General features: G+C 42.0%; 22 protein-coding genes. 10 read left to right on the plus strand and 12 right to left on the minus strand.

The annotated features are described in order from the left end of the window. Nucleotides 1–265 precede the first annotated feature (265 nt). Nucleotides 266–844 carry a peptide deformylase gene (gene def / locus LQ188_RS24490; RefSeq protein WP_101225705.1) on the minus strand — a complete coding sequence of 193 codons (579 nt, stop codon included), beginning with the start codon at nt 842–844 and terminating at the stop codon, nt 266–268. A gap of 249 nt (nt 845–1,093) precedes the next feature. Here def and LQ188_RS24495 point away from each other — a divergent pair, with 249 nt between their 5' ends. After that, a complete protein-coding gene (locus tag LQ188_RS24495; protein WP_101225704.1) occupies nt 1,094–2,827 on the plus strand; it encodes an AAA family ATPase in 1,734 nt (577 codons plus the stop codon). A gap of 211 nt (nt 2,828–3,038) precedes the next feature. Here the strand turns inward: LQ188_RS24495 and LQ188_RS24500 are convergent, their stop codons facing one another. The 3 genes from LQ188_RS24500 to LQ188_RS24510 all read right to left on the minus strand — a co-directional run bounded on the left by LQ188_RS24500 (nt 3,039) and on the right by LQ188_RS24510 (nt 5,724). Further along, nucleotides 3,039–4,493 carry a DHA2 family efflux MFS transporter permease subunit gene (locus LQ188_RS24500; RefSeq protein WP_311736001.1) on the minus strand — a complete coding sequence of 485 codons (1,455 nt, stop codon included), beginning with the start codon at nt 4,491–4,493 and terminating at the stop codon, nt 3,039–3,041. After that, nucleotides 4,490–4,663, minus strand: a complete 174-nt coding sequence (locus tag LQ188_RS24505) for an MbtH family NRPS accessory protein (protein ID WP_230178741.1) — start codon at nt 4,661–4,663, stop codon at nt 4,490–4,492. The genes LQ188_RS24500 and LQ188_RS24505 overlap by 4 nt, the downstream gene beginning before the upstream one ends. Nucleotides 4,664–4,854: 191 nt before the next feature. Continuing rightward, nucleotides 4,855–5,724: an alpha/beta hydrolase gene (locus LQ188_RS24510; RefSeq protein WP_230178683.1), complete on the minus strand. Its 870-nt coding sequence runs from the start codon at nt 5,722–5,724 to the stop codon at nt 4,855–4,857. Nucleotides 5,725–6,216: 492 nt separating this feature from the next. Between LQ188_RS24510 and LQ188_RS24515 the strand changes: the two genes are divergently transcribed. From LQ188_RS24515 to LQ188_RS24530, 4 genes are read left to right on the plus strand one after another with little or no spacing between them, the layout of a single operon-like run. Beyond that, entirely contained in the window at nt 6,217–7,191 is a 975-nt protein-coding gene (locus tag LQ188_RS24515) for an iron-hydroxamate ABC transporter substrate-binding protein (protein WP_230178685.1), read from the plus strand. Nucleotides 7,192–7,213: 22 nt separating this feature from the next. Then, on the plus strand, nt 7,214–8,221 hold the full coding sequence (locus tag LQ188_RS24520; protein WP_101225699.1) for an iron ABC transporter permease: 1,008 nt from the start codon (nt 7,214–7,216) through the stop codon (nt 8,219–8,221). Next, nucleotides 8,214–9,236, plus strand: a complete 1,023-nt coding sequence (locus tag LQ188_RS24525; protein ID WP_230178687.1) for an iron ABC transporter permease — start codon at nt 8,214–8,216, stop codon at nt 9,234–9,236. Before LQ188_RS24520 ends, LQ188_RS24525 begins: the two co-directional genes overlap by 8 nt. 15 nt (nt 9,237–9,251) lie before the next feature. Then, a complete protein-coding gene (locus tag LQ188_RS24530; protein ID WP_101225697.1) occupies nt 9,252–10,073 on the plus strand; it encodes an ABC transporter ATP-binding protein in 822 nt (273 codons plus the stop codon). Between the two features lie 294 nt (nt 10,074–10,367). Here the strand turns inward: LQ188_RS24530 and nagE are convergent, their stop codons facing one another. Then, complete coding sequence (nagE, locus tag LQ188_RS24535; protein ID WP_230178688.1) at nt 10,368–12,278, minus strand: N-acetylglucosamine-specific PTS transporter subunit IIBC; 1,911 nt, start codon at nt 12,276–12,278, stop codon at nt 10,368–10,370. Nucleotides 12,279–12,577: 299 nt separating this feature from the next. On the opposite strand from nagE, the gene nagA reads away from it, so the two are divergent. From nagA to LQ188_RS24555, 4 genes are read left to right on the plus strand one after another with little or no spacing between them, the layout of a single operon-like run. After that, entirely contained in the window at nt 12,578–13,756 is a 1,179-nt protein-coding gene (gene nagA, locus LQ188_RS24540; protein ID WP_230178691.1) for an N-acetylglucosamine-6-phosphate deacetylase, read from the plus strand. Beyond that, a complete protein-coding gene (gene nagB / locus LQ188_RS24545; protein WP_230178693.1) occupies nt 13,756–14,490 on the plus strand; it encodes a glucosamine-6-phosphate deaminase in 735 nt (244 codons plus the stop codon). Before nagA ends, nagB begins: the two co-directional genes overlap by 1 nt. Before the next feature lie 15 nt (nt 14,491–14,505). Continuing rightward, nucleotides 14,506–15,228, plus strand: coding sequence for a GntR family transcriptional regulator (locus LQ188_RS24550; protein WP_101225693.1), 723 nt, complete (start codon nt 14,506–14,508; stop codon nt 15,226–15,228). A gap of 34 nt (nt 15,229–15,262) precedes the next feature. Further along, nucleotides 15,263–15,985, plus strand: coding sequence for an SIS domain-containing protein (locus tag LQ188_RS24555; protein ID WP_230178694.1), 723 nt, complete (start codon nt 15,263–15,265; stop codon nt 15,983–15,985). A gap of 685 nt (nt 15,986–16,670) precedes the next feature. Here LQ188_RS24555 and LQ188_RS24560 read toward each other — a convergent pair. Both LQ188_RS24560 and LQ188_RS24565 read right to left on the minus strand, forming a co-directional pair. Further along, nucleotides 16,671–19,787 (minus strand): MMPL family transporter, encoded by a 3,117-nt coding sequence (locus LQ188_RS24560; RefSeq protein WP_230178695.1) that lies wholly within the window; start codon nt 19,785–19,787, stop codon nt 16,671–16,673. Then, nucleotides 19,787–20,251 (minus strand): MarR family transcriptional regulator, encoded by a 465-nt coding sequence (locus tag LQ188_RS24565; RefSeq protein WP_101225690.1) that lies wholly within the window; start codon nt 20,249–20,251, stop codon nt 19,787–19,789. The genes LQ188_RS24560 and LQ188_RS24565 overlap by 1 nt, the downstream gene beginning before the upstream one ends. 169 nt (nt 20,252–20,420) lie before the next feature. Here LQ188_RS24565 and LQ188_RS24570 point away from each other — a divergent pair, with 169 nt between their 5' ends. Beyond that, on the plus strand, nt 20,421–20,945 hold the full coding sequence (locus LQ188_RS24570; protein WP_202190656.1) for a YtxH domain-containing protein: 525 nt from the start codon (nt 20,421–20,423) through the stop codon (nt 20,943–20,945). A gap of 319 nt (nt 20,946–21,264) precedes the next feature. On the opposite strand, the gene LQ188_RS24575 is transcribed toward LQ188_RS24570, so the two are convergent. The 5 genes from LQ188_RS24575 to LQ188_RS24595 form a co-directional block, all read right to left on the minus strand. Beyond that, entirely contained in the window at nt 21,265–22,155 is an 891-nt protein-coding gene (locus LQ188_RS24575) for a peptidylprolyl isomerase (protein WP_101225689.1), read from the minus strand. A gap of 340 nt (nt 22,156–22,495) precedes the next feature. Beyond that, the gene (locus LQ188_RS24580; RefSeq protein ID WP_144480945.1) at nt 22,496–23,569 is read right to left on the minus strand and encodes an ABC transporter substrate-binding protein; all 1,074 of its coding nucleotides are present in this window, start codon (nt 23,567–23,569) and stop codon (nt 22,496–22,498) included. Then, nucleotides 23,566–24,369, minus strand: coding sequence for an ABC transporter permease (locus LQ188_RS24585; protein ID WP_034304873.1), 804 nt, complete (start codon nt 24,367–24,369; stop codon nt 23,566–23,568). Before LQ188_RS24585 ends, LQ188_RS24580 begins: the two co-directional genes overlap by 4 nt. A 1-nt stretch (nt 24,370) precedes the next feature. Beyond that, nucleotides 24,371–25,174, minus strand: coding sequence for an ABC transporter permease (locus LQ188_RS24590; protein ID WP_230178696.1), 804 nt, complete (start codon nt 25,172–25,174; stop codon nt 24,371–24,373). Then, entirely contained in the window at nt 25,164–26,273 is a 1,110-nt protein-coding gene (locus LQ188_RS24595; RefSeq protein WP_101225687.1) for an ABC transporter ATP-binding protein, read from the minus strand. Before LQ188_RS24595 ends, LQ188_RS24590 begins: the two co-directional genes overlap by 11 nt. Nucleotides 26,274–26,289: the final 16 nt, after the last annotated feature.

Raw genomic sequence — 26,289 nt, forward strand, 5'->3', positions numbered from 1 at the left:
AGCGCTTTTTGTTTTTCATCTCCCTTCTATAATAGGAAGTGAAGATAGCCGAAAGATCATACCGAGGTGAGAAGTTTGAAGGACGTATGTTTTGGAGACAGTTAAACCAGAGGCATTTCTTATATTAGGGTATATTATCCGAACTCTTAGCTAAGCTAACAGAACCTTGCCATACTCAGTGATCTGCACAAGCATATGGAAGAGGATATGCTTGTGCAGCCATAAAACAGTAAAAAGGCAAAGCATGTCGCTTTGCCTTTTTGCCTTACAGACTTTTCACTTCCACGTTTTCCGGAAGCTTGAAAGGGTTTTCGGTGTTGATCCGGTCATAAAACATCATCCCGTTTAAATGATCTAACTCATGTTGAAACACGATTGCAGCAAAGCCCTTCAGCCGCATCTCTATTTCCTCACCATTACCATCCAAAGCTTTGATTTTAACCCGTTCATAACGAGGTACATACCCCTTAATGTCACGGTCGACAGAAAGGCAGCCTTCACTTTGCGGTAAATAGATCATTGTGGCAGAATGGCTGATGATTTTCGGATTCACAAGGGCATATTCAAACAGCTTCCCTTTTTCATCGGGAAAATACATGACGAACATGCGTTTATTCAAGCCTATCTGATTTGCAGACAACCCAACTCCTTCACGTAAGTTGTACTTCTTTTGGAGTTTTGGGTCCTGGCTGTTTTTCAGGTATTGCATCATGCATTCCAACGTTTCACGATCTTCATCCGAAATCGGCAGGCTAACTTCATCCGTTACCTGACGCAGAATGGGATCACCTTCTCTAACGATATCCTTCATCGTAATCATATAGTCTTTTATAAATTTACTCATAGAACTTCACACTCTTCTACCATTTTATTTTTTCATGACTTAGACCATTTCACTTTAGCATTTCGCATTTAAAAAGTCTAATATGCCGGTTAGATTAAATATTACTAAATTCCGGACTGTTTAAACTTTCGTAATAAATATTATTTCTTGACTTTAACATTATTTACCTTTAATTTAAGGCATAAAGACCTATAGATAACATGTTTAAAAATTTTATACTGAATATATATACTTAAAGGAGATGAAAAATTGAACTCGAACTCTAAATTAGTTTCGAAATTGCTGCCGTTCCTGACGGCTCTCATTGTGATAATTTCTGGAATCAGTTGGTATGTTGTTACTCAGTCAAAGGATATGGTCATTCCTTTTTCCTCGGTGGAAAAGACGATTAAAGCCCAAGATGGAGCCCTTGTCACCATTGAAGAAAAAAGAAATGGCACTCTTCACATCTCCACACCAGATGGAGAATACGTTTCCAGTATTCCTCCCAACAGTCAAATGATCAATAAACTTGTCGAAACTTATAACGTTCAATATTCTTTTTCATCAACTAATAAATCAGCATTATGGATTTTAGGCGGATTAATGGCGGCTCTCGTCACAACCGCTGTCATTATACAGAAAAAATCAAAGGGCGGATTGCGGATCGGCAGTAAAAAACAAAGCCTTTCCACCCCAAAGCCCCTGCCAGAGATAACTTTGGATGATGTAGGCGGTTTGCAATCCGAAATCAAACAGGAAATCCTGCAGACACTCACTACACTAAAGGAACCTGAGCGTTCAGCTAAAATTGGAATTAAGCCGCCTCAAGGCATTTTATTATACGGCCCCCCTGGAACGGGGAAAACCTTGCTTGCACAGGCAATCGCAAAAGAGCTTGGTGCAAACTTCTTCTCAACGAGCGGTTCAGCCTTCAACGAAATGTTTGTTGGAGTCGGTGCAGCCCGTGTCCGCAGCCTTTTCCAAAATGCACGTAAGCAATCGCCAGCTGTCATTTTCATCGATGAAGTCGACGCATTGGCTGGTAAAAGGAAAGCTCATGGCGGTGAAGAAGGCGAAAAAACGTTAACTGAACTGCTAGTGCAATTGGATGGGGGCCATCCAAATGAAGGGATTTTATTCATTGCAGCGACCAACCGGAAAGATATGCTCGATGAGGCATTTCTACGTCCAGGCAGGATCGATTTCTCTTTCCAAGTTCCACTTCCGGATACACAAGGAAGAAAGGAAATCATCAATATCCATACGAAGGGTAAGCGTCTGGCGACAGATGTCCTTGCTTCCCTGGATGAGTTGGCTGAAAGTACATCCGGTTTCTCCGGTGCTGACTTAAGCTCCCTGTTCGATACTGCATCACGTCATGCCCTGAGGAATGAACAGGATATGATTCGTAAACAGGATCTTGATTACGCCATTGATCGCACGATACTTGGAGCGACATCACGTACCTTGAATGATGTGGATACGAAGCGGCGCGTGGCCATCCATGAAAGTGGACATGCCCTGATCGCAGCTTTGACAAAGCCCGGTTCCGTTCGAAAGGCAACCATCATTCCGCGTGGAGAAGCCCTTGGGTATGTAGCGCCAATACCTAAAGAACTCCATCTGGCAACAGCCAGTGAATTGCTTGATCAAGTCAAAATGATTTTAGCAGGCGGCGTGGCGGAAAGAATGTATTTAGGAGAACATAGCATCGGTGTAGGCGGGGATGTGCAGCAGGCGAAACATCTACTTGAACAAATGGTCGATACCGGAATGCTTCAAGATGGATTTACCCTCACCTTTAATAAAGGCGAGAAGGAGCAAAAGATGCAGGAATTATTCACGAAAGCGATTTCTGAAACGGAAATGTTGATTGACTCGAATCGCCTACAGTATGAAGAGCTTGTTGAAGAGTTATTGAAAAAAGAAACACTTGAGGGATCTGAAGTTCAGCGTATCGTTGATGCAGCAGAAATAACCAGCATATGCTCGAATGCATAATACTCTTTTCCGCTGAGTCTTAAGACCTAATATTTAGAGCCTGTTTTCAATAAAACAGGCTCTTTTTTTCATATGTGGTAGTGAGCCGCAAAACCAATCTTTAATTAATATTTTATGTAGGCATTCCCTATACTGCTAGCAAAATGAAAGGGAGGTCACTGGCAAAAACACATTGGCCTTCCTTTACCAGAAACCTAACCGAATGAGTTACTTATCCGCTTCTGACCTGTTTTACATCAAGGGATTTAGCCATATGCTGTTTCGGTATCTTGGCCTTAAAATCATCCTTTTTCAAACGCATTGCAAATAATAGGGCTATCACGAGCAAAGCCACAGAACCTAGGAGAGCAAATTGATAGGATATTAAATTAACATGCTGCTCACCATTCGTTCCTATCGAGCTAGTGCCCACTTCCCCCAGAATGCTGGCTAGGATGGCCACACCAATGGCAGAGCCAATCCGGTTTTGGACATTGAACAATGTGGCTGCCATTCCCATCGAAGCAGAGTTGATATTGGTGAAAGTGGAAAACTGTACGGCTACAACAGTATGTCCCAAACATATACCTACGCTAAATAATAAGGCACGAAGGAACCAGGGGTTGGCTGTCGGCCCGACAATGCTAATCAATGTATAAATGATGATTGTACCAAGCAGCCCTATCCGGATCACCTGATGTATGCCCAGTTTCTTCGTAGTCCAAGGCATCATCCTGGATGCCACCATCAAACCTATAGCTTCCGGGAAAGTGGTCAGCCCGCTTTCTAAAGCTGAAGCATGAAGCGAACTTTGATACATTAACGGGAACACGAAGAGCATCCCCAATAAGCCCGCCATTGAAAATAATGAAATGATGCCCAATGTCCGAAACAATCGATCGGATAATAAACGCAAATCAAGCATCGGTTCGTTCACACGCAGCTCCAATAGAATAAATGAGAGAACAAGAATTGCACCGATACAACCTGTATACATAATCACTGGGGAGTCCCATCCTTTAGATGGTCCTAAGCTCATTGCATACATCAGCATGGAAAAGCCTGCAGCTGACATTAAGAATCCTGGAAGGTCCAATCTGCCAGCAGTTGGTTCTTTATGTTCTTTTAAAAACCATACACCGAATAACAGGACCATAATTCCGAAAGGGACATTTATATAAAATGCCCAACGCCAAGACAGCTGCTCCGCAAGGAATCCGCCAACGATCGGACCAACAGCTGGTGCGAATGCAATGGGGAGCACAAGGGAACGGGAAACCTTTGGGCGTTCTTCAACAGAGAACGTTCTAAATAATATGGCCATTCCAACTGGTGTCAGGATCCCGCCTCCTGCCCCCTGCAAAACCCTGAACAAATTCAAGGTTTGAAGATTATTAGCGAATCCGCATAAAAAGGAGGCGGCCGTAAAGACACCCAATGCCATCAAGAAGATTTTCTTGGTTCCAAAACGATCCCCAAGCCAACCAGCTACCGGAAGGAATACAGCCAGGCTCACTAAATATCCAACATTAATGCCACTGGCTGAAGAGGGATCGAGGTTAAATTCATTACTGATAGTTGGCAGGATCACATTGACAATCGTCCCGTCCATCGAAACCATGAACATCGCTATGACATAAACGATGCTCACTACTAATTTAGGGTCCATTTGTATCCTTGTTTTCATTTTGTTCCATCAATGCTAGCAACTAGTTTTATGTATTTCCAGCAGTCCTCTCGATATATCAATGATCCGCCTTCTGGAATAACCAAAAAGGCGGGACAAAGGGAATGCCGACCTTCTTCATTTATAAATCCATTGTAGATGCCAGTTTCATTCACGAAAAGGTTGGTCATCAATTATTGTCCTCCTTAATATTTTTTTCAAATTCTAGATATTGGATGTTTGTTAGCAATCTCCTGGCCAATTTCAGCACCCTGCATTCTCCAACTAACAATGATAATCATTATCAATACAAATCTACAGGTAATGATATATACTTATAACTTAATGGTCAAGTGCCCTCCACGGATTTACTGAGAAAGACCTATTTCTTACCAGACACATTTCTCTTCAAAGCAAAACGTAAGGCCCTGTTAATCAAAGGCGGCAAAACAGAAAGATGCCCTTCCCCTTCAAACTCCTTGAATTGAACGTTCACTCCACTATCAATAATGGATAAACGTTTTGATAATTCTAATGCATTTTCATTCATGCCACTTTTATGGGTGCCCTCCAGCTCCCCCACGCCAAGCAATAAGGAAATATCACCATTTCCTTGATTTAATCGGGAAAGAAACCTATCCTCCTCCTCACGGAACCACTTTTTGTTCCAATGGAGAGATGGGCTCCCAGCTATGTATGTTTGGAAAGCATACGGATTTTCAAAAAGAACATATAAAGCGAAAAGACCGCCAAGGGAATGCCCGAAAAGCGTTTGGCTATTGTAATCGACCTTATACCTTTTACCGATTTCCGGTTTTAAATCGTCTTCTATGAATTTCAGAAAGTTTTCCGCCCCTCCATGTGAAGGCCATGGACTTCCGTCTGGTCTTACAGGTAACTCGCTAACCTCAACGGGCAGAGTGAAATCATAATAACGTTCAGAAGAAAATGGTTCATTGGTGGCATATCCAATACCTACAATGATAACCGGTACCACTCCTGACTTTTCCGGCCGGCGTGATTGCAATCGTTCCGCCTCGACCATCGTTCCAAATACAGAATTGGCATCCAGCAAATAAATGACCGGATATCCCGTAGGTGGCGGCACTTCCAAAGGCTTTGATACAAAGATTTGGTATTCACGTTCCCCGGTACTCGAATGCATGAGAAAGTGTTGAGTTCCTTTGATCGTAACCTCTGAACTGGCAACAGTTTTGTCCATTACGCTTTTGTCCATTTTTTTATGCATCATCTAAATGAATTCCCCCAACCTCTAATACTCGTAATCTTATTCATTGTTTACTTCTCAAATAATTTAAGCTCTTTTAATATCAAAAGAATATAATTGTGAAAGATTACCACGATATCGATAATGATAATCTTTCTCAATGGATATATCAACCATACATCAATAATTTCCCCCTATCATTTTACAGAAAAGAGCTTTCCCTTCCCTTTCTGCCCTTATTTCCAAAGCATTTTTGGATGAATTTTAGTTCACCAAAAATACAACTTTGGAAAATTATTCTTGAACTAATAGGAAATTAATTATATATTTAATAGCATGTTAAATTGATAATGATAATCGTTATCAAATAAAATGTAGAAAAGCATATCTTTTTTGGTGGCTATGCTATTTGTTGAAGGAAGTGAAAAAGCATTTACAACGAATAAAGATTTGTCTGTGGAGACCATGAAGAAGCGATAAATTTATATACTATATATCCAAAAGGGGAATCGACTAATGAAAAAGCAATTATTCGTACTTGGAATGGCAACAGTATTCAGTTTAGGACTTGGAGCTTGCGGTAATGCCGAAAAGACTTCCGAGGATGCTTCACAGAAGAGCAAGGTGACAGATACGGCGAAAAAAGAAGCAAAGACCCAAACCGTCACATATCTGGATAAGGAGTATACAATCCCAGCCAAAGTCACCAGTATCGCCACTGCTAGTTTAGAATCAATGGAGGATGCAGCCATATTAGGGATTAAACCTTCTGGTGTTGTTACTGTAGGTGGAGAAATACCTGAATATTTGGCTAAAGACCTCGAAGGTGCTAAGTCGATCGGTGAAAAAATGCAGCCGAACTATGAAACTCTTCTTGGGATGAAACCTGATGTGATCATGTGGTCTTCTAAATCCCCAGCTAATGTGACGGAACAATTGGAAAAAGTGGCACCAACATTCCCTTATTCACATATTTCGACAAATTGGGAAGACAACCTGCGGTTAATGGCCAGCCTAGCCGGAAAAAAAGATCAAGCTGAAAAAATCATCACAACCTATAATGATGACGCCGCAAAAGCAAAACTGGAAATTGGTGAAAAACTGAAGGATAAAAAGGCTTTAGTGGTGAGAATCCGGAACGGCAGCCTATTCCTATATCCTGAGGATGTATATTTCAACCCAGTAATTTATAAAGATCTAGGCTTGGCTGTCCCTGAAGAAATTAAGCCTATTAAAGCACAAGAAATGATTTCAATAGAAAAATTTGCAGAACTGGACCCAGATTATGTCTTCTTGCAATTCTCGGAAAGTGAAAATGCACAAAAACCGGAAGCGTTAAAAGATTTGGAAAACAACTCCATTTGGAAGAGCATCACGGCAGTAAAAGACAAGAAAGTGTTTGTAAACTCGGTTGACCCCCTTGCCCAAGGTGGAACGGCTTGGAGTAAAACAGCTTTCCTGAAGGCTGCAACGGAAGAATTAGCTAAATAAACAGTAAGGTGCGTTGATTGATATGGCAAAAACAAATTCATTACCAATAATAATTCTTTGTATGGCACCTCTATTGATTTGCTTCTCCATCGTATTATCGATTTTATATGGTGCCAAAAATATAGATTCCATAACGGTATGGAATGCCATTTTCCACTATGACTCTAGTAACGTTGACCATACGATCATTATGGCTTCTCGCTTGCCTAGAGTTTTGGGTGCCCTACTCGTCGGGGCATTTTTAGCCATATCAGGAGCACTCATGCAGGGGATGACAAGAAATTATCTTGCATCCCCTTCAATCATGGGAGTGACGGATGGCTCTGCTTTCGTAATTACACTTTGTATGGTATTTGCTCCAGGTATGTCTTCATTCCAAATGATCCTCTTTTCCATGTTAGGTTCTGCATTGGGAGCCGGAATTGTCTTTGGTTTTGGGTCGCTGCTTCCAAATGGATTATCACCCGTTCGATTAGCCATAATCGGAACTGTGATCGGGACATTTTTAAGCAGTATTTCTGCTGCCATAGCATCCTATTTCCAAATTTCCCAAAATGTAAGTTTTTGGTATAACTCAAGATTGCACCAGATCGATCCCAATGTACTAAAATTGGCGATACCGTGTGGAATGGTGGGAATCATCCTCGCCCTATTCATCTCAAAATCCATTACGATATTATCTTTAGGCGAAGAAATTTCCATCAATTTAGGTCAGCGCACAAAAATAGTAAAAGCTGTGGCCCTCCTTTCCGTCATTTGCTTAACGGGAATCGCAGTGGCGCTTGTAGGGAAAATCGGTTTTGTTGGACTTATCATCCCCCACATCACCCGGTTTTTAATTGGGATAGATTATAAGTGGATCGTTCCATGTGCTGGGGTAATCGGTGCGGTTTTTCTAGCTCTTTGCGATGTCTTGAGCCGGTTTGTTAATTATCCATTCGAAACCCCCATAGGAGTCGTTACTTCCCTGATCGGCATTCCTTTCTTCCTGTACTTAATTAGAACGAGAGGAGGAGAAAAGAATGGATAAGAATACTCGGTGGCGCTTCACCATCACGATGACCATCATTTTATGTTTAATCGTTATTACAAGTTATTTTAGTTTGATATCCGGTACATTCGACATGACCGTCAAAGCTGTCCTTCAGACATTATTCAGGGTGAATCCAGTTTCCGATTTTGATTTGGTCATCTTTGATTTCAGGCTCCCCCGCATTGTAATCGCCGGTTTGGTGGGAGTGAGCTTAGGAATTGCAGGGACTGTCATTCAAGGGGTTACGAAAAATGGCCTAGCCGATTCCGGTATTCTCGGTATTAATGCCGGTGCTGGTACGGCCATTGTCATTTTCATGTTTTTCTATCAAGGTCAAAGCAGCGGCTCGGACTGGTTCTCCATTATGAGTTTTCCGCTATTCGGTTTGGTGGGCGGACTTTTGGCAGCCCTATTGATTTTCCTTTTCTCTTGGAAGAATGGCACCCTGGACATGGGCCGCCTTTTACTGACCGGAATCGCCATAGGCTCGGCATTTGGTGCCCTTTCCTTATATTTATCATTAAAAATGAAGTCAACCGATTTTGAAATGGCAACGGTTTGGCTTTCAGGAACGATATATGATGCGAACTGGAAATACATCGCATCGATGTTACCATGGATGATAGTCCTGATTCCGATTATTAAGAAAAAGGCGTATTTACTGGATTTGTATCAGTTGGAAGAATCGAGCGTTAAAAGTTTGGGGGTTTCAGTAGAAAAGGAAACGATCATCCTTTTACTCTGCAGCATCGGATTGGTGGGCGCCTCCGTTTCAGTATCGGGAAATATCGGATTCGTAGGTTTAATGGCTCCCCACATAGCAAAGCACCTTGTAGGTATCCATCACAATCAGGTAATTCCAGTATCGGGAGCAATTGGCGCATTGCTGGTGATCGCATCCGACTTTATCGCAAAAACCGTTTTTGCACCGGCAGAATTGCCAGTTGGGATCGTCATCTCAATTATTGGTGTCCCATATTTTCTTTATTTACTAATTAAAGCTAAAGCGTAGAAGGAGAGATGATCAGTGAGTATTCTCCGCATGGAAAATCTAGAAACGAATTACGAGAAATTCACGGTGTTCAAAGACTTGAACTTGGAAATAAAAGAAGGCCTGGTCACTACCATCATTGGTCCTAATGGCTGTGGTAAATCCACATTACTGAAAACGATAGGCCGCATTCTAAAGCAAAAGAGCGGAAGCGTTTTTTTACAAGGTCAGGATTTACATAAGATCCATACGAAGCAGATTGCCAAGCACTTGGCTCTACTTCCCCAAAACCCGGTTGCTCCAGCCCAATTGAAGGTAGAGGAGCTTATTTCATATGGAAGGTATCCGCACCGCAATAATGTAAATAAATTAACGAAAGAAGATAAAGAAACGATTGAATGGGCCATGGATATCACCAAAACCCTTTCATTTAGAAACCGGGAGATCACAAATCTTTCCGGTGGTCAAAGACAAAAAGTTTGGCTAGCAATGGCTTTAGCACAGAAAACGGAGATTTTATTATTGGATGAGCCGACCACCTACCTTGATATGGCTCATCAACTGGAGGTTTTGCAGATAGTTGAAAAGCTTAATAAAGAACAAAAAATAACGACTGTCATGGTGCTGCATGATATTAACCATGCGTCCCGGTTTTCACATGAAATCATAACGATGAAGGAAGGTGAAATCGTTAAAATCGGTACCCCCACCGAAATCATTACACCTCCCGTTTTAGAAGAAGTCTTTCGTATTCATGCAAGGGTCATGATGGATCCTGCCAATGGGGCACCCGTTTGTTTTGGTTATGACAATTTATCACAGCAAGAAGTATATAAAGAAGCCGTTTCATCCAATTGAAAGGGTGTGCTTTCATCAAATGATATTCCCGAATCAACTGACCCAAACCAACTCCTCAAGTTTGGTTTCCATCTGAATTTTAAAAACATAGTTGATTGGAGCGAATGTGTGAGACTCAGCAGGCGCAAGCCAAGGAGGCTCCACGATCGCCCGCGGAAAGCGAGTTTCTTGAGCGGAAATCAACATCCAAATTGTACAAGCCATAAAAAAAACTGCAGGCAAACTCGCTTTTCTTTGAGTTTGTCCACAGTCTAAAGGGATGTCGACAATGTCGACATCCCTTTTTTGATAAATTTATAGTTTTTCCAACTTGATGATATCAGCTGTATTTTGTTTCTGGATCCCTGACTTTTGCAATTTCACTGCCGTTCCTTCAGGTAAGTTAGTGAATATAATAGGAGTGACCGTTGATGGGGCATTCCGTTTTATGAAATCTAAATCAATTTCCAAAAGAGGTGTTCCTTTTGTTAGTCTTTGACCCTCTTGTACAAGAGATGTAAACCCTTCTCCATTTAATTTAACCGTATCTAAACCAACATGGATCAAAATTTCCAGACCATTATCCATTTTCAATCCCAGTGCATGATTTGTCGGGAAGATACTTAGCACTTCCCCATCGATTGGGGATACTAGTTTTCCGTTGACTGGCTCGATAGCAAAGCCATCCCCCATCATTTTCATAGCAAACACTTGATCGGGAACTTGTTCTATCGGTAAAACCGTTCCTTCAATTGGAAGGACAAAGTCATTTGCACCCAAAGCTTGGTTTTCCTCTACTATATCCTCTGCCACTTGTGCAGATGGAACTGCTTTCACTTGGCTTGGGTCGACGCCATTCTTGACAAGTTGTTTCATTGCATTTGCAACGAATTCAACATTCGTTCCAACAATGACCTGCACACTCGATTTATTCAACTTCATGACACCGCGCGCACCATGCCGTTTTAAGGCTGCTTCATTCACATTTCCTGAATCGGCCACTTGTAAACGCAAGCGTGTTGCACAGTTATCAATTAGCTTTATATTCTCTTTACCGCCAAGATCTTGAATGAAAAGCGATCCCATATCGGTATATTTATCCCCTGTTTTCACAATAGTTTCTTCTTCCACTTCTTCCTCATCGTCTTCACGGCCAGGTGTTTTTAAATCCATGACCTTGATGACAAAATAGAAAATCACGAAGTAAACTGCCGCGTATACTAAGCCAATCGGTATTAACCATAGCGGTTTTTGCGCAATACCAAAGTTCAAGAAATAATCAATGGCTCCTGCGGAGAATCCAAAACCATGATGGATATCCAATATAACAGCAAGTGCCAGGGAGACCCCGGTTAAAAGGGCATGTATTACATATAACACCGGTGCGATGAACATGAACAGAAATTCAATCGGTTCAGTGATTCCTGTAAGGAAAGAAGTGAAAGCTAACCCAACAAGCATCCCCGTCACCAATTTACGTTTCTCTTTCTTTGCAGCTGCAATCATCGCTAATGCCGCAGCTGGAAGACCGAACATCATGATCGGGAAAAAGCCGGTCATGAAGGGCCCAGCAGTCGGGTCCCCTGCGAAGAAACGATTTATATCACCTGTCGCTCCATTGTACTCACCAAAGACGAACCAAACCATACTATTCAAGACATGATGCAGGCCTACTGGAAGCAATAAGCGATTCAAAACGCCGAATACGCCGGCACCCAATGCCCCTGCACCTGTAATCCAGTCACCAACACTATTGATTACATCTTGAATCGGCGGCCAAACAAAACCGAATATTGCCGCAAGTATAATCATCGCAAGCGAAGTGATGATCGGAACGAATCGTTTCCCTGAAAAGAATCCAAGCCATTCAGGGAGTCTTATGTCGGAGTATCTATTATATAGAAGAGCGGCAACTATACCGGATATAATACCGCCTAAAACAGCCATGTTGATATCTTTATTAATCGCTTGTGTACCATTCGTTAAAACAAAGTAACCAACAAGACCTGCCAATGCCGCAGCACCACTTCCATCTTTGGATAATCCAATCGCTATACCTAAAGCGAACAATATGGCAAGATTATCAAAAATGGCTTGTCCCGAGGCAGCCATAAATGGAATATTGAGTAAATCCGGTTGCCCTAAACGAAGCAATAAAGCCGCTGCTGGCAAAACAGCAATCGGTAACATTAAAGCCTTACCTATCTTTTGTAAAAAATTTAACATCGAACTCATCTCCCTTGTTCCTAACTTCTTTTGATTCAGCAGAACGAAAAGACGTATAAAGCGTTTTCATTTTATCAATATAATAACTTTTCTTTGGCTTATACTAGCACAGAAAATATATAGATGTCTATACCAATTCACTTAAAAATATACTATTTTCTTCGAAAAAAAAGCAAAAAATGCTTTTTTAATCCTGATATACCCCAACTGGTCTAGACAACTTTTAATAAAAACGATAAAATGAGGGCAAAATATATTGACTCATTCATTAAGTTTTACTTTCATAAAGGAGATTATGTATGAAAACATTCATTATTAATAATCTAATAGTTCATAGCGAAAAGGAAACATACAAAAATGGGTATATTAAAGTCGTGGATGGAAAAATTGCCGAGGTTGGTCCAGTCAGCCAATACAAACAGGACGATGATGCCGAGGTAATTACTCTTTCACCGGATTATCAGGTAATTCCCGGTGCGATCGACATCCACATTCACGGAGCATCCAATTCCGATGCAATGGATGCCACACATGAAGCATTATCCACAATGGCAGAGACTCTTCCCAAAGAAGGAACCACCAGCTTTCTGGCCACTACAATGACTCAAACTGCCGAAGCCATTGAATCAGCACTTCTTAATGCTGGTAAATATATCGAAAATCAATCACAAGAACACGCTGAAATAATTGGAATCCATTTAGAAGGTCCTTTCATATCACCGGTCCGTAAAGGAGCACAGCCTGAAGAGCATATCGTTGACCCTGATGTCACTCTATTTAAAAGGTGGCAGGAAATGGCCGAAAATCAAATCAAGCTTGTAACGCTTGCTCCTGAACAACCAAACGGATTAGATCTTGCCGCTCACTTAAAGGCAACTGGCGTCGTCGCTTCCATTGGACATTCAGATGCAACATATGACCAAATCGATGAAGCAATCCAAGCAGGGACTACCCACGTTACACATCTTTATAATGGGATGCGGGGACTCCATCACCGTGAACCCGGTGTTTTGGGAGCTGCTTATCTTCGAGAAGAGCTATATGTTGAACTTATTGCTGACGGCATTCATTGCAGGCCGGAAATGATCAAGCTGGCATATAACCAAATTACCAGCGAACGAATGATCTTGATAACGGATTCGCTTCGTGCCAAATGGCTTGAAAAGGGAACCTATGATTTAGGCGGTCAGCCTGTGTATGTTAACGAAACGAAAGCAACGCTTTCAGATGGTACACTAGCCGGCAGTATATTGAAAATGAACGATGCCATCAAGAACACAATGGAATATACCGATTGTTCCATGACTGACATTATAAAAATGACGGCGGAAAACCCTGCCAAACAACTTCGGATTTTTGACAGAAAAGGAAGCATCCAGGTCGGCAAAGACGCCGATCTTGTAATATTGAATGACCGCTTGGACGTTGAAATGACGTTCTGCAGAGGAAATATAGCTTTTAAAAAGGAGAATGTATAATGAATATCATACAAGTGCAGGACTACATGGAAATGAGCCGGACAGCCGCAGAAATAGTGATCGGAAAGGTCAAAGGAAATCCTAATATCAAATTGGGCCTTGCAACAGGCGGTACCCCTAAAGGAATGTACGATAATTTGATTGAAGATCACGTGCGCAATCATACATCTTATGAACATGTAACGTCTTTTAATCTTGACGAGTATATCGGCTTAAAACCAAATGATCCAAACAGTTACCATTATTATATGAATGACTCCCTATTCACTCACATCAATATAAATAAAGAGCGCACTCACCTGCCAAATGGCACAGCAGATGACACGAACGGAGAATGTAAACGGTATGATGAAATGATAGATTCCGTCGGAGGGATCGATCTTCAGATACTTGGCATTGGGCAAAATGGCCATATTGGTTTTAATGAACCTGGAACTTCCTTCACATCAGGAACACATGTCGTGACACTCGAGGATTCAACGCGCCAAGCGAATGCACGTTATTTCGATTCCATAGACGAAGTTCCTACACATGCCGTTACGATGGGCATTTCAACAATCATGAAAAGCAAAGAAATTCTGCTGCTGATATCTGGTGAAGAAAAAGCCGAAACACTGAAGAAATTGATACACGGTGACATTTCAGAGGAATTCCCTGCATCTATCCTAAAAAAACATAATAATGTTACAATTATCGCAGACCAAAAAGCGTTATCCGGAGTATTAATACCCTAAAAGGAGCGAAAGTCGATGATTGATAAAAACTCACCTCTTCCGATTTATTTTCAAATCGAAGAACAAATAAAAAGACAAATAGAAAACGGTGAGTTCCAAGCGCACGATGCCCTTCCATCTGAACGTGAATATGCCGAGCAATTCGGAATTAGCCGGATGACCGTCCGGCAAGCCATAAATAATTTGGTGAATGACGGATACTTATACCGTCAAAAAGGAAGGGGAACCTTTGTCGCCGATAAGAAGTTGGAGCAGCAGCTCAATGGGTTGACCAGTTTTACCGAGGACATGAAAGCCAGGGGTTTGAATCCAAGCAGTAAGCTGCTGAGCTTTGAAATCATTCCGGCCGATAAGAAGATTGCCAGTGAATTGCACATTTCCCTTTATGCTCCCGTTTATGAAATAAAACGCATTCGGTTGGCTGATGATGTTCCAATGGCGCTCGAGACCGTGTACATGTCTGCCAATTTAATTAAAGGATTAACGGAAGAAATCATTAACCTTTCTCTTTACCAATATGTGGAGAACTACGTTAAACTTAAAATAGACTATGCTACACAAACGTTGGAATCATCGATTGCTTCTGAATTAGAAGTCACCCATTTAGCGATTCCAAAGCACTCACCCATATTATTCATTCAAAGGCATACGTTCCTGATAGATGGAACTCCCCTTGAATATGTTAAATCGGCTTATCGTGCAGACAGGTATAAGTTCAGTATCAAAATAAGCAGATAAAATTGAATATTTTCAATCGGAGGGTGTCACATATATGAACTCATACTTTGAAGAAGTGCAGGCTTTACTCACAATTGTGGAAGAACAGGAAAAGCAATCAATTAAGGAATCTGTGGAACATATCGCAAAAGCAGTGATGTCAGATGGAATCATCCATTTATTCGGAAGCGGGCACTCTCATATTTTGACCGAAGAGGTATTCTACCGGGCAGGTGGGTTAGCGGCAATTCGTCCTATTTTCGTTGAAGATTTGATGCTTTTTAAGGGTGCTTCAAGATCATCCCAACTTGAACGGCAGAATCACCTATCAGAGAAATTCATGCATGATGAGGATATCCGTCCTGGTGATGTCTGTATCGTCATTTCATCATCCGGCGTAAATCCCGTTCCCATAGATGTCGCCACTTTCGCAAAAGAAAAAGGGGCCTTCGTCATTGGACTAACATCACCGGAGTATGCAAAAAGTTGTCCTTCACGGCATAAACAGAAGCATTATCTCCACGATGTCGTTGATTTGGTCATAGACAATCATATTGCCAAAGGTGACACATTACTGAAATCAAATAATATACCTTTTGGTTCTGGATCGACCGTGGTCGGGGCCGTTCTCCTCAATATGATTTTCACGCAAGTCATCCAAACTATTATTGAGTCAGGGGAGACCCCTCCCGTATTCCTAAGCAGTAATATCGAAGGGGCAGATGAACACAATCAAAAGATCATCGCGAAATATAAAACAAGAATCCCCCAATTATAAATCGATTTAGCCAAAAAAGAATACATAATTAAAGAAGGCATCCATGCGGATGCCTTCTTACTGTAGACAAACTCGAAGAAAAACGAGATTGTCTGCAGTTTTTTTATTTGAATATGTTTCCGGAGCCGCAGTTATTCGTCATCCGGAGCTTTTTTCGGCCGTCCACGCAGCTTTTCGTCCTTCAACACACTTTTTTTGGCCGTTCACGATTTTATTCGACCTACCCCGCTCTTTATTCGACCGTTCACGATTTTATTCGACCTACCACGCTCTTTATTCGACCGTTCACGATTTTATTCGACCTACCACGCTCTTTATTCGACCGTTCACGATTTTATTCGACCTACCACGCTCTTTATTCGACTGTTCACGATTTTATTCGACCTACCCCGCTCTTTATTCGACCGTTCACGATTTTATTCGACCTACCCCGCTCTTTATTCGACCGTTCACGATTTTATTCGACCTACGCATTCCGAAGCATTTATTTTGCGGAACACTCATTAAATTCGCTCCTTTTCACCAACTGTCTGCCAAGCCCTCATCAAAGCAAGCAATCTAGCGGAGTTATTCGGCCAGGAGTGTCGCAAATTTATTCTATCTAGGGAGGCTCCATCCATTCAAGAACCCCCATTCAGTCGAAAAAACTGAAGGCATCCATTCGGATGCCTTCTTTAATTTAAGTTTATTCCTTATTTTTCAAAAACGGCCACCAATTCGCGTTTCCGAACGTCGCAACCATCACTGGAATAAACAATGGTAATATGACAAACGCATATAAAGCAAGCCCCACCAATATTAAAGTGGCTATCTCCAAGAGCGATAAAACTCCTGCTGGCATCATGGCAGCAAAGGTTCCGCCAAGAATTACGGCTGCCGAGATGATCACCGTTCCCATTTTTCTCATGGACAGTAACATCGCTTCCTTGACCGGTTTATCCTTCCATTCGTTAAAGCGATCCATCAAGAAAATGCTATAGTCAATGCCAAGAGCAATCAAGATGACGAAAGCAAAGAAAGGAACTGCCCAGCCGATGCCGGCGTAACCGAGAATATTAACAAAAAGCAACTCGGTAATGGCTGCCGCTGTATAATAAGTCAAAACGAGCGATACAATCAAATAGATCGGCATGACCAGGGATCGCAGCATGAAAAAGAGAATGATGGCGATACCCGACAGCATCAAAACGACCGTCCGTGAGAAATCCTCCTCAGACATCATGCCCAAGTCATGATGTGTACTTGTGATTCCCCCTATCGCCACTTGCGCATTTTCTAGCTTTGTATCTTTCGTTACTCTTTCAACGGTTGCCTCGATCGAATCAATTTGCTCGATTGCTTCATTGGAATATGGATTCGCCTTGAACACCACATCCATGGTCATGGTTTTACCGTCTTCAGATAAATACGCGTTCAATGCTTCCCCAAATTCTTCGCTTTCGACTACTTCTTTGGGAATATACATGCCTGTTACCGTTTTATCCGTTTTTGCCAGCCCTGATAAATAACCCTGTGCGGACGATAGTCCATCATGGACTTCATTCAGGCCATCGGCACTTTCATTTAAGCCATCTGTCAAATCAGTAAGTTGCCCGCCGAGGCTTGAAAAACCATTTAGGAGTTCTTGCTGCCCATTACTTAAGCTGGTAAGGCCGCCTTTAAATCCTGACAGATTATTTATGACTTCCCCCTGACCATTGGCCATCGTGCTTAGACCTTTTTGTAAAGTGTCAACACCTGAAATCAATTGGTTCAGGCCCTCCCCGAGAGATGTTTGACCGTTTACGATTTGTGCCATATTTTCGTTCGCCGTATTCAAACCGCCGGACACTGAACCAAGATTCCTATTTAGCTCGGCAAGGCCTGCTGCCATGGGCTCCAAGCCACCCTGTGCCCCTTGCACTGTTTGCTTGATCGTTTGATAGGACTGATCCACCTGTAATTCTGGATGAGTGGCTTCCATTTGCTCAAAGGAAGGATTTAAGCCAGCAAGGCTTTGTGATACGCCCGTAATATTAGTTTGAATCTCTTTGTATCCACCTGTGAGCCCACTTAGCCCATTAGCTGATTGTTTATAGCCTTCGAGGAGCTGTCCGCTTCCGGTGGCGAGCTTCTCCAAGTTTGCCTTGACCTCATTCAGTCCATTTTTTATATCCCCAGTCCCTGAAGAGCCATCGCGAATGCCTGCTTCAATGCTTGTTAACGCCTTCTCCACCTGGCCTACACCGCTCTTTAATTCATTGGTCCCGGATATTAGACCCCCTATTCCGTCCGTCGCTTGCTTCAACCGCGGTCCTGAATCTGAAAGCTCACTGCCTGCCGTTTTTAATCCATCACTTATTTGTTTAATGCCTTCATTTCCTTCTCCGATTCCCTTCTCCAAAGTTTCGGCCTGGTTCGCTACAAATAAATCCTTAATCGGTTCACCTGCCGGGCGGGTCATGGATCGAACTACATCGACTTCATCCACCTTGACGACTTCCTGGCTGATTTTTTCAGCAAGTGCGACGTACTCTTCCGAATCCATGCGTTCGTCATTCTTTATGACAATCTGTGTTGGCATGGATTGTCCCGGTCCGAATTCATCGGAAATGATATTAAATGCCATGATGGAAGGAACATCATCACCCGCTTCTTCAAGGGAGTTATATGAAATCTTCCCATCATACATAAACAAAAAGGGAACACAGACGATTGCAACGATCATCAGCGCCAACAATGGGCGGTTCATGGAGAAGTTACCGAGAATTCCCCATAGTTTACTTTCACTGTGCTCAAGTTTCCCTTTTGCCGGCCAGAATAGCTTTTTGCCAAGAACCGCCATGAAAAATGGAACGATCGTATAGAGGGCGATCATTAAAATGAAAACCCCTATGGCAACGGCCGCCGCAGATTGATAGAGCTTAAAAGTAGAAAAACCGATTGCCGCAAAACCAATCATTACGGTCAGCCCACTGAAGAAGACCGTCTTACCCGCAGTTCGGTAAGTCGCAACGATCGCTTCAGGCAATGACTCCTGTGACGATAGCTCTTCCTTGAAACGACTAAGCAGCAGGATGCAATAATCAGTCCCGATTCCAAATAAAATACCTACCAGGAATATTTGGGTGTAAGACGAAATCGGAAAGTCCCATTTATCCACCAGGAATGAGACGATGGATTGTGAGCATAAATAAGTGAAACCTACCGTTACCAACGGAATGATCGGTGCCACCACTGAACGGAAGACTATCAGCAATACAGCCAGAATGAAGACAACCGTGATGCCTTCAGTTTTCTTCAGCCCTTCTTGGGAATTGGCATTAAGATCTTCATCGATCATCCAGCTACTTGTGTAATAATGCTCGACATCCACTTGCTCCAGCTTTTTATAAAGGGCATCGATCACTTCCTTAGCTTCTCGGTCCCCCTTGACCATCGTGATGGATGTCAAAACCGTCGTTTCATTCTCCGAGACCAACTGACCTTTTAGCGAGGGCTCTTTAAAATGGGTCATGACCTCTTTGATGCCAAGCTCTGCTTTATTCTTTTCAAGGTTTTGGATCGCTATCTCAATCTCTTTCAATTCCGAGGAAGACAGCTTCTTATCACCATGAAATACGAGGGCCACTTGTGACTCATCCTTATCCTGGATCTCTTTCATTAGCTCATTGGCCATCCCAGAGGAGTACTCTGCCGGTACATCCAGCTGCCCCTTATTCCGGACAAGGTCCGCCATATTCGGTGCCGCAAACAATAGACCTGCCGTAATTGCAACCCAAGCGATAATGACCAGCCATCTTCCCTTTATGATCCCCCTCATTATATTTCCTCCCATTCCTCATTCTTCATTTGTATGAAAATTTGTGCAAGCTTCTCATATGTATCAAGGAATCTAACGATCTCTTCATAATCGAATTTCGTCATGATGCTCTCTACCAACTTATGAATCTTATTTTCCGTTTCCTGTAATAATGCTTCCCCCTCTTTTGAAAGCTTCAAGTGAAAGACCCTTCGGTCAACCAGGTCCTGTTCCCGTTCTATCAATCCTTTGCCTTCCAGCCTATTGATGTTGGATGTGACGGCACTCTTATTAACATAAAAGGCATCACTGATTTCCGTCGATGTACACAACCGCTGTTGTTGAATGAACCGTAAAGTATAGTATTGTTCGTTCGTCAGCACATCACAAATCTGGTCTTTTATTAAAAGCTCCCCCATCTTATTGACATAGAAGGAAACCTTCATATATCGATCAATCAATCCAGTAACTTTTACATTAGTCATCGTTGCACCTCTCAAAAAGTAGTTCAGTCATTTAACTATATGTAGATTACTATTGTTTTATTTATTATGTCAATCCCATGACAGTTTATTATTTCCAGTTTAACTTATGGTAAATAAGGGAAAACCCAAAGTAAGCATACAATCTACTATTCTAAAGGAGGAAATATAAATGACTCAATCAACTATCGAAACTCAAACGAATAGCAAACTTTTAAAAGGGATTCTAATCGGGGGGCTTGTTGGTGGTGCGTTGACCTTACTTGACTCCAACACAAGAAATAAAGTAAAGCGTTCAGCCGTCCTTTTAAAAGACAACTCCATGAATATGATTGAACAGGTCAAGGAAAATCCCGGCGAAATGAAGGAACAGATGGTATCAGGAGTCAAAGGGGCAACCGAGACGATTAAAGAGGCAATCAATGACGTCGAAACACTATATGAAACCGTCAATGAAGACGTGGTGGGTAAAGTATCAGAAGTAAAGGATATCTCCACTGATGCCCTTGGTACAGCGAAGGAAGCAACAAGTGAATTAAAAGACATCAGTTCAAAGGTGGTCGTAGCCGGTAAACAGCTGAAAGAAACGCCAGCACAATCATTGAAATCCGATATTGATAAAGGTGAAAAAGAGAGTGATGAAATCGTTAAAAAATCAGGATTATCCAATCAAAAGTCCATCTCATCCAACTTCTAATATATAAAAAAGCTGAGGCATTATGCCTCAGCTTTTATTATGGCTTGTACAATTTGGATGTTGATTGGAACGTAGGGCACTCGCTTTCCGCGGGCGGTCGTGGAGCCTCCTCGGCTTGCGCCTGCGGGGGTCTCCCCTAGACGCGCTTTTCCCGCAGGAGTCTCGTACCTTCCGCTCCAATCAACTCTGTATAAAATTTAGACAGAACCATACCTATGGAGTTGAAGGTGTTGCTTAGGGCCAATTGGATGGGGGACATCATTCGATGAAAGGTACACCATTACCCTTTTGTTTTTTCATATATCCTTCACTTGATACCTTAGTTAGAGTCCTCCAATTTATTCGTTATCTCATGGTCTTTTTTCACTTCAGCTAACCAAACGGGATATTCCTCTTGTAATCTTTCAGAAAGAAGCGTTTCTTTAATTACATCTTTACTGTCTTCTAAATTAGCTTTTTTTGCTTCCTTCTTACCGGTTACTTTTATGATATGGTATCCATATTCGGATTTGACTGGATCACTGACTTTATTTATATCAAGATCAAAGGCAACATTTTCAAACTCTTCCACCATATCGCCTTTCCCAAAATACCCCAGGCTTCCACCGTTATCCGCCGTTTCGGTATCAGTGGAATATTCAGCTGCCAATTTAGCGAAATCACCGCCATCTGCGATTTCTTTCGCAACCTTTTTAGCCGTTTTTTCGTCTTCGACTAAAATATGACTGGCTTCCACTTGTTCCGCTTGAGCAAATGTATCTTTGTTATCTTCAAAATACGTACTGATTTCTTCATCCGTCACGGTAATTCTCGGTTCTACCAGTTTTTTCGTTTGCAGATAAACTACGATGTCCTTTTTTAAGGCTTCCATTGAAGAACCGCTTGCTTCCAATTGCTCTTTTAGCGACTTTTCATCACCATAGGACTCTACCATAACATCGATTTCTTTCTGGATTTCTTCATCCTTAATTTTAATCCCTGCTTTTTCAGCTTCCAATTCAACCAATTTATTCGTAATCAACAGGTCTAAAGTATCTGCTCCGTATCCCGCAACAAGCGCGTCATACAGCTCATCCTTATTGATTTTCTCGCCATCGATACTCGCCATTGTCTTATCCGTGGATGAAATCATCGCAAATGCCATGATCCCGCCAATGATTAAAATGCTCCCTGCCCAAATATATGCCTTCGTGCTCCTTAATAGTTTCATGAATACTCTCCCTTAATTTTTCTATAATGATAGCTTGGAATTATTAATTAATCCTTAAGATTTTAGTTCCACCTTCAATATGCACCAACACAATCATTATACTAACATACTTATATACCTACATATATTTTAGAGTATTTCCTTCTGCTACCATTTTACATTGAGACTTTGGTAGATCATTACAAAAAAAGATATTATACCGTTATTTCGCCTTTTGATAAATAGGTAACAGAGTGCAATTCGGCTTTCACTCGTGGATTTGGAGTAAATACTCGTGAAACACATAATCGAAAAAGCATGGTGTACGGAGGGAATTCCTACACCATGCTTTTTTTGTGTGTTATTTACGATGCATCTTGAATTCAAGGAAGAGTTCGTTGTAATGGGCTAAGTTTTTCTTCCCCAGGTTTTCGTAAACTTCCAGTTTCTTTGTCAGTTCCGGAGATGGATAGAAACGTTCATCCTTCACCACTTCTTCAGGCATATATTTCAGTGCTTCTTTATTAGGTGTCGAGTAACTTACATATTCCGCGTTCTGTGCTGCAACTTTCGGGTCCAGCATGAAGTTGATGAACTGGTGAGCAGCATCGACATTTTTGGTTGTTTTCGGGATGACCATATTATCAAACCATAAATTGGACCCCTCTTTTGGAACAACGTATTCGAGATCTTCATTTTCAGCCATGATTTCAGAAGCGACTCCCGACCAAACAAGGCCAATCGCCGCTTCCTGGGCTTCCAATAGCATGCGGCTTTCATCTCCGACAATCGCTTTAATGTTCGGGGTGAGGGCATCTAGCTTGGATTTTGCCTCTTGAAGGTGTTCTTCATCTATATCATTCAATGAATAATTCAAAGAGTTCAGGCCCATGCCCATCACTTCTCTAGCTCCATCCGTCAAAAGGATTTCATTTTTTAAATCTTTATCCCATAAATCTGCCCAGGCCGTTATTTCCTTTCCACCGAGCATCTTGGAATTGTAAACAATTCCAACCGTTCCCCAGAAATACGGCACGGAATATTTATTCTCCGGATCGAATGGCAGATCGATGAATCGCTCATCGATATTTTTCAAATTCGGAAGCTTGGAATGATCCAAGGGAACGAGCAAGTCTTCTTGCCTCATCTTATCGATCATATACTCAGACGGAATGGCAATATCATAAGTCGTACCGCCCTGTTCGATCTTTGTCATCATGGCCTCATTCGAATCAAATGTCTCATAAATGACCTTTATGCCCGTCTCTTCTTCAAAACGTTCGATTAGATCGGTATCGATGTAATCTCCCCAATTATAGATGGTAAGCGTATTACTGCTCGTAAATCCCTGCGATGAATTCAATCTTGAAATCGCATATAGAAGCAAAGCCGATACGAGGGAGATGATCAAAAACATTTGGACAAGCCTTTTCATCGTTTCCCCCCCATTCCCGTTTGCCTTACACGTTGAGTTATAAAGTAATAAACGACAACCAACAGCAGTGTCACGACGAACAGCAGTGTCGACAGTGCATTGATATTCAATGAAATTCCACGGCGTGCCAATGAATAGATTTCCACAGAAAGAGTGGAGAAGCCATTACCGGTCACAAAGAACGTAACCGCAAAATCATCAAGTGAATAAGTCAATGCCATAAAAAAACCAGCAAAAATACCGGGGAGGATGTATGGAAGGATGACCTTCGTCAATACATCCCACCGGCTTGCCCCTAAATCCCGTGCCGCATCAATTAAAGTAGGGCTCATTTCCTGAAGTTTCGGAAGGACCAGAAGCACAACGATCGGGATACTGAAGGCGATATGCGACAACAGTACCGAGTAGAATCCAAGCTTGATCCCGGCCATCGTGAATAAAATCAGGAAGGAAGCACCGATGATCACATCGGGACTGACAATCAATACATTATTCAATGACAATACCGTATTCTTAGCTTTGCTGCTCGTAAAGGACCGAATTCCAATTGCCCCTATCACCCCGATGATCGTTGCGATCAGTGCAGATAATAAAGCAATCACAAGTGTATTCAATACAATGATCAACAGCCTTGTATCTTGGAACAGCTCCTTGTACCACTCCATCGTGAACCCTTTAAAGTCATACATCGTTCCACCGCTGTTAAAAGAGTAAAAGACTAAAAAGAAAATCGGTGCATAGAGTATGAGAAAAATCAAAACGAGAAACGCTTTTGATATTGGTGATAATTTATTGCCCAATTTACACACCCTGCTTTCGGTTACCCGTTACAAACATAATCAGGAACATTATAATAATCAAAAATACCGCAATTGTGGAACCCATTCCCCAATCCTGTGTTACAAGGAAGTGCTGCTCGATAGCCGTACCTAGCGTAATGACGCGGTTACCGGCAATCAGTCTTGTAAGCATGAACAATGAAAGTGCCGGGATGAAGACTACCTGGCATCCCGTCTTTACACCATCTATCGTCAATGGAAAAATGACTCGGCGGAATGTCATCCATCTGGACGCCCCCAAGTCATTGGCCGCATCCAGAAGGGTTGGATTCATTTTATCAAGCGCATTGAATATCGGTAAGATCATGAACGGGATGAAAATATAAACCGAAACGAATATGAAGCTGAAATCGGTAAAGAGAATTTGCTGCTTTCCGATTCCTACCGCATCCAGAAAACCATTTGCCACACCATACGTGCCAAAGATACCAATGAAGGCATAAGCCTTCAAAAGTAAATTGATCCAGGAAGGCACGATAATCAGCAAAAGCCATAACTGCTTATGCTTGGTTTTCGTTAACAAATATGCTGTCGGATAGGCGACTAAAAGGGATATCCCCGTAATCAGGAACGCATACCAGAATGAGCTTAAAGTCATTTTTAAATATACTGGCGTAAAGAACTTTTGATAGTTAATCAAAGATAAATTGCCTTCAATATCAAAGAAGGAGTAGTAAAGGATCAACAAAATGGGTGCGATAACGAATAAAGCAATCCATAAGACATATGGTATGAAGTAAATATTACGGGATATTTTATTCTTCATGACTTTCCCCATCATGATACGCTTCCAGACGCTTATCGAATTCCTCTTCAGTTTCACCCAATCGCATGACATGGATGGATTCCGGATCGAAATACAGACCTATTTCATCCCCAACTGCCACTTTTCTCGTTGATTGGACAAGCCATTCATTTCCATCATGGTCATAGCAGCTGATTTCATAATGAACTCCGCGAAATAGCTGGGAGTCCACACGAACTTGCAGTTTCCCGCGATTGATGGAAGTAATCTCTAAATCTTCCGGGCGGATGACAATATCGACAGCCTCATTACTGTTCAATCCTTGGTCGACACATTCGAACTGTCTGCCGACGAATTCCACGAGGTAATCTTCAATCATTTTTCCTTTTACAATATTGGACTCGCCGATGAAATCGGCAACGAATCGATTCAGCGGTTCATCATAAATATCCGTAGGGGTCCCGCTTTGCTGGATTTTCCCTTTGTTAAGGACAAAAATCTCATCTGACATCGCTAATGCTTCCTCTTGGTCATGAGTGACGAAGATAAACGTGATTCCAAGCCTCTGTTGCAGCTCCCGCAATTCATATTGCATTTCTGTACGCAATTTCAAATCGAGGGCAGATAGCGGTTCATCAAGAAGGATGACTTCCGGTTCATTAACGATCGCCCTGGCAATCGCCACCCGTTGCCGCTGACCGCCGGACATTTCCCTGATCTCCCGTTTTTCATAACCCTCCAAATTAACAAAGCTGAGGGCTTCCTTCACCTTTATTTCCACTTCCGAGTTTTTCATTTTTTTAATCCGAAGACCAAATGCTACATTTTCAAACACATTTAAATGCGGAAAAAGTGCATAATCTTGAAATACCGTATTCACTTGCCTTTTATTGGCTGGCACATCATTGATCCTTTTTCCTTCAAAGTAAATATCACCTTTGGAGGCTTCCGTAAATCCGGCAATCAAACGAAGGATCGTAGTCTTCCCGCATCCGGAAGGACCCAAGAGCGTATAGAACTTCCCTCTCTCGATTTCAAAACTAACATTATCGAGAACTACCGTATCATCATCGAATTGCTTCGTAACCTGATCGAAGCGTATTATATTCCCGTTTGCCATAGCTCTTCCCTCTCTC

It is taken from the genome of Peribacillus sp. Bi134, assembly GCF_918698065.1.
In the GTDB taxonomy this organism is placed as follows: domain Bacteria; phylum Bacillota; class Bacilli; order Bacillales; family DSM-1321; genus Peribacillus.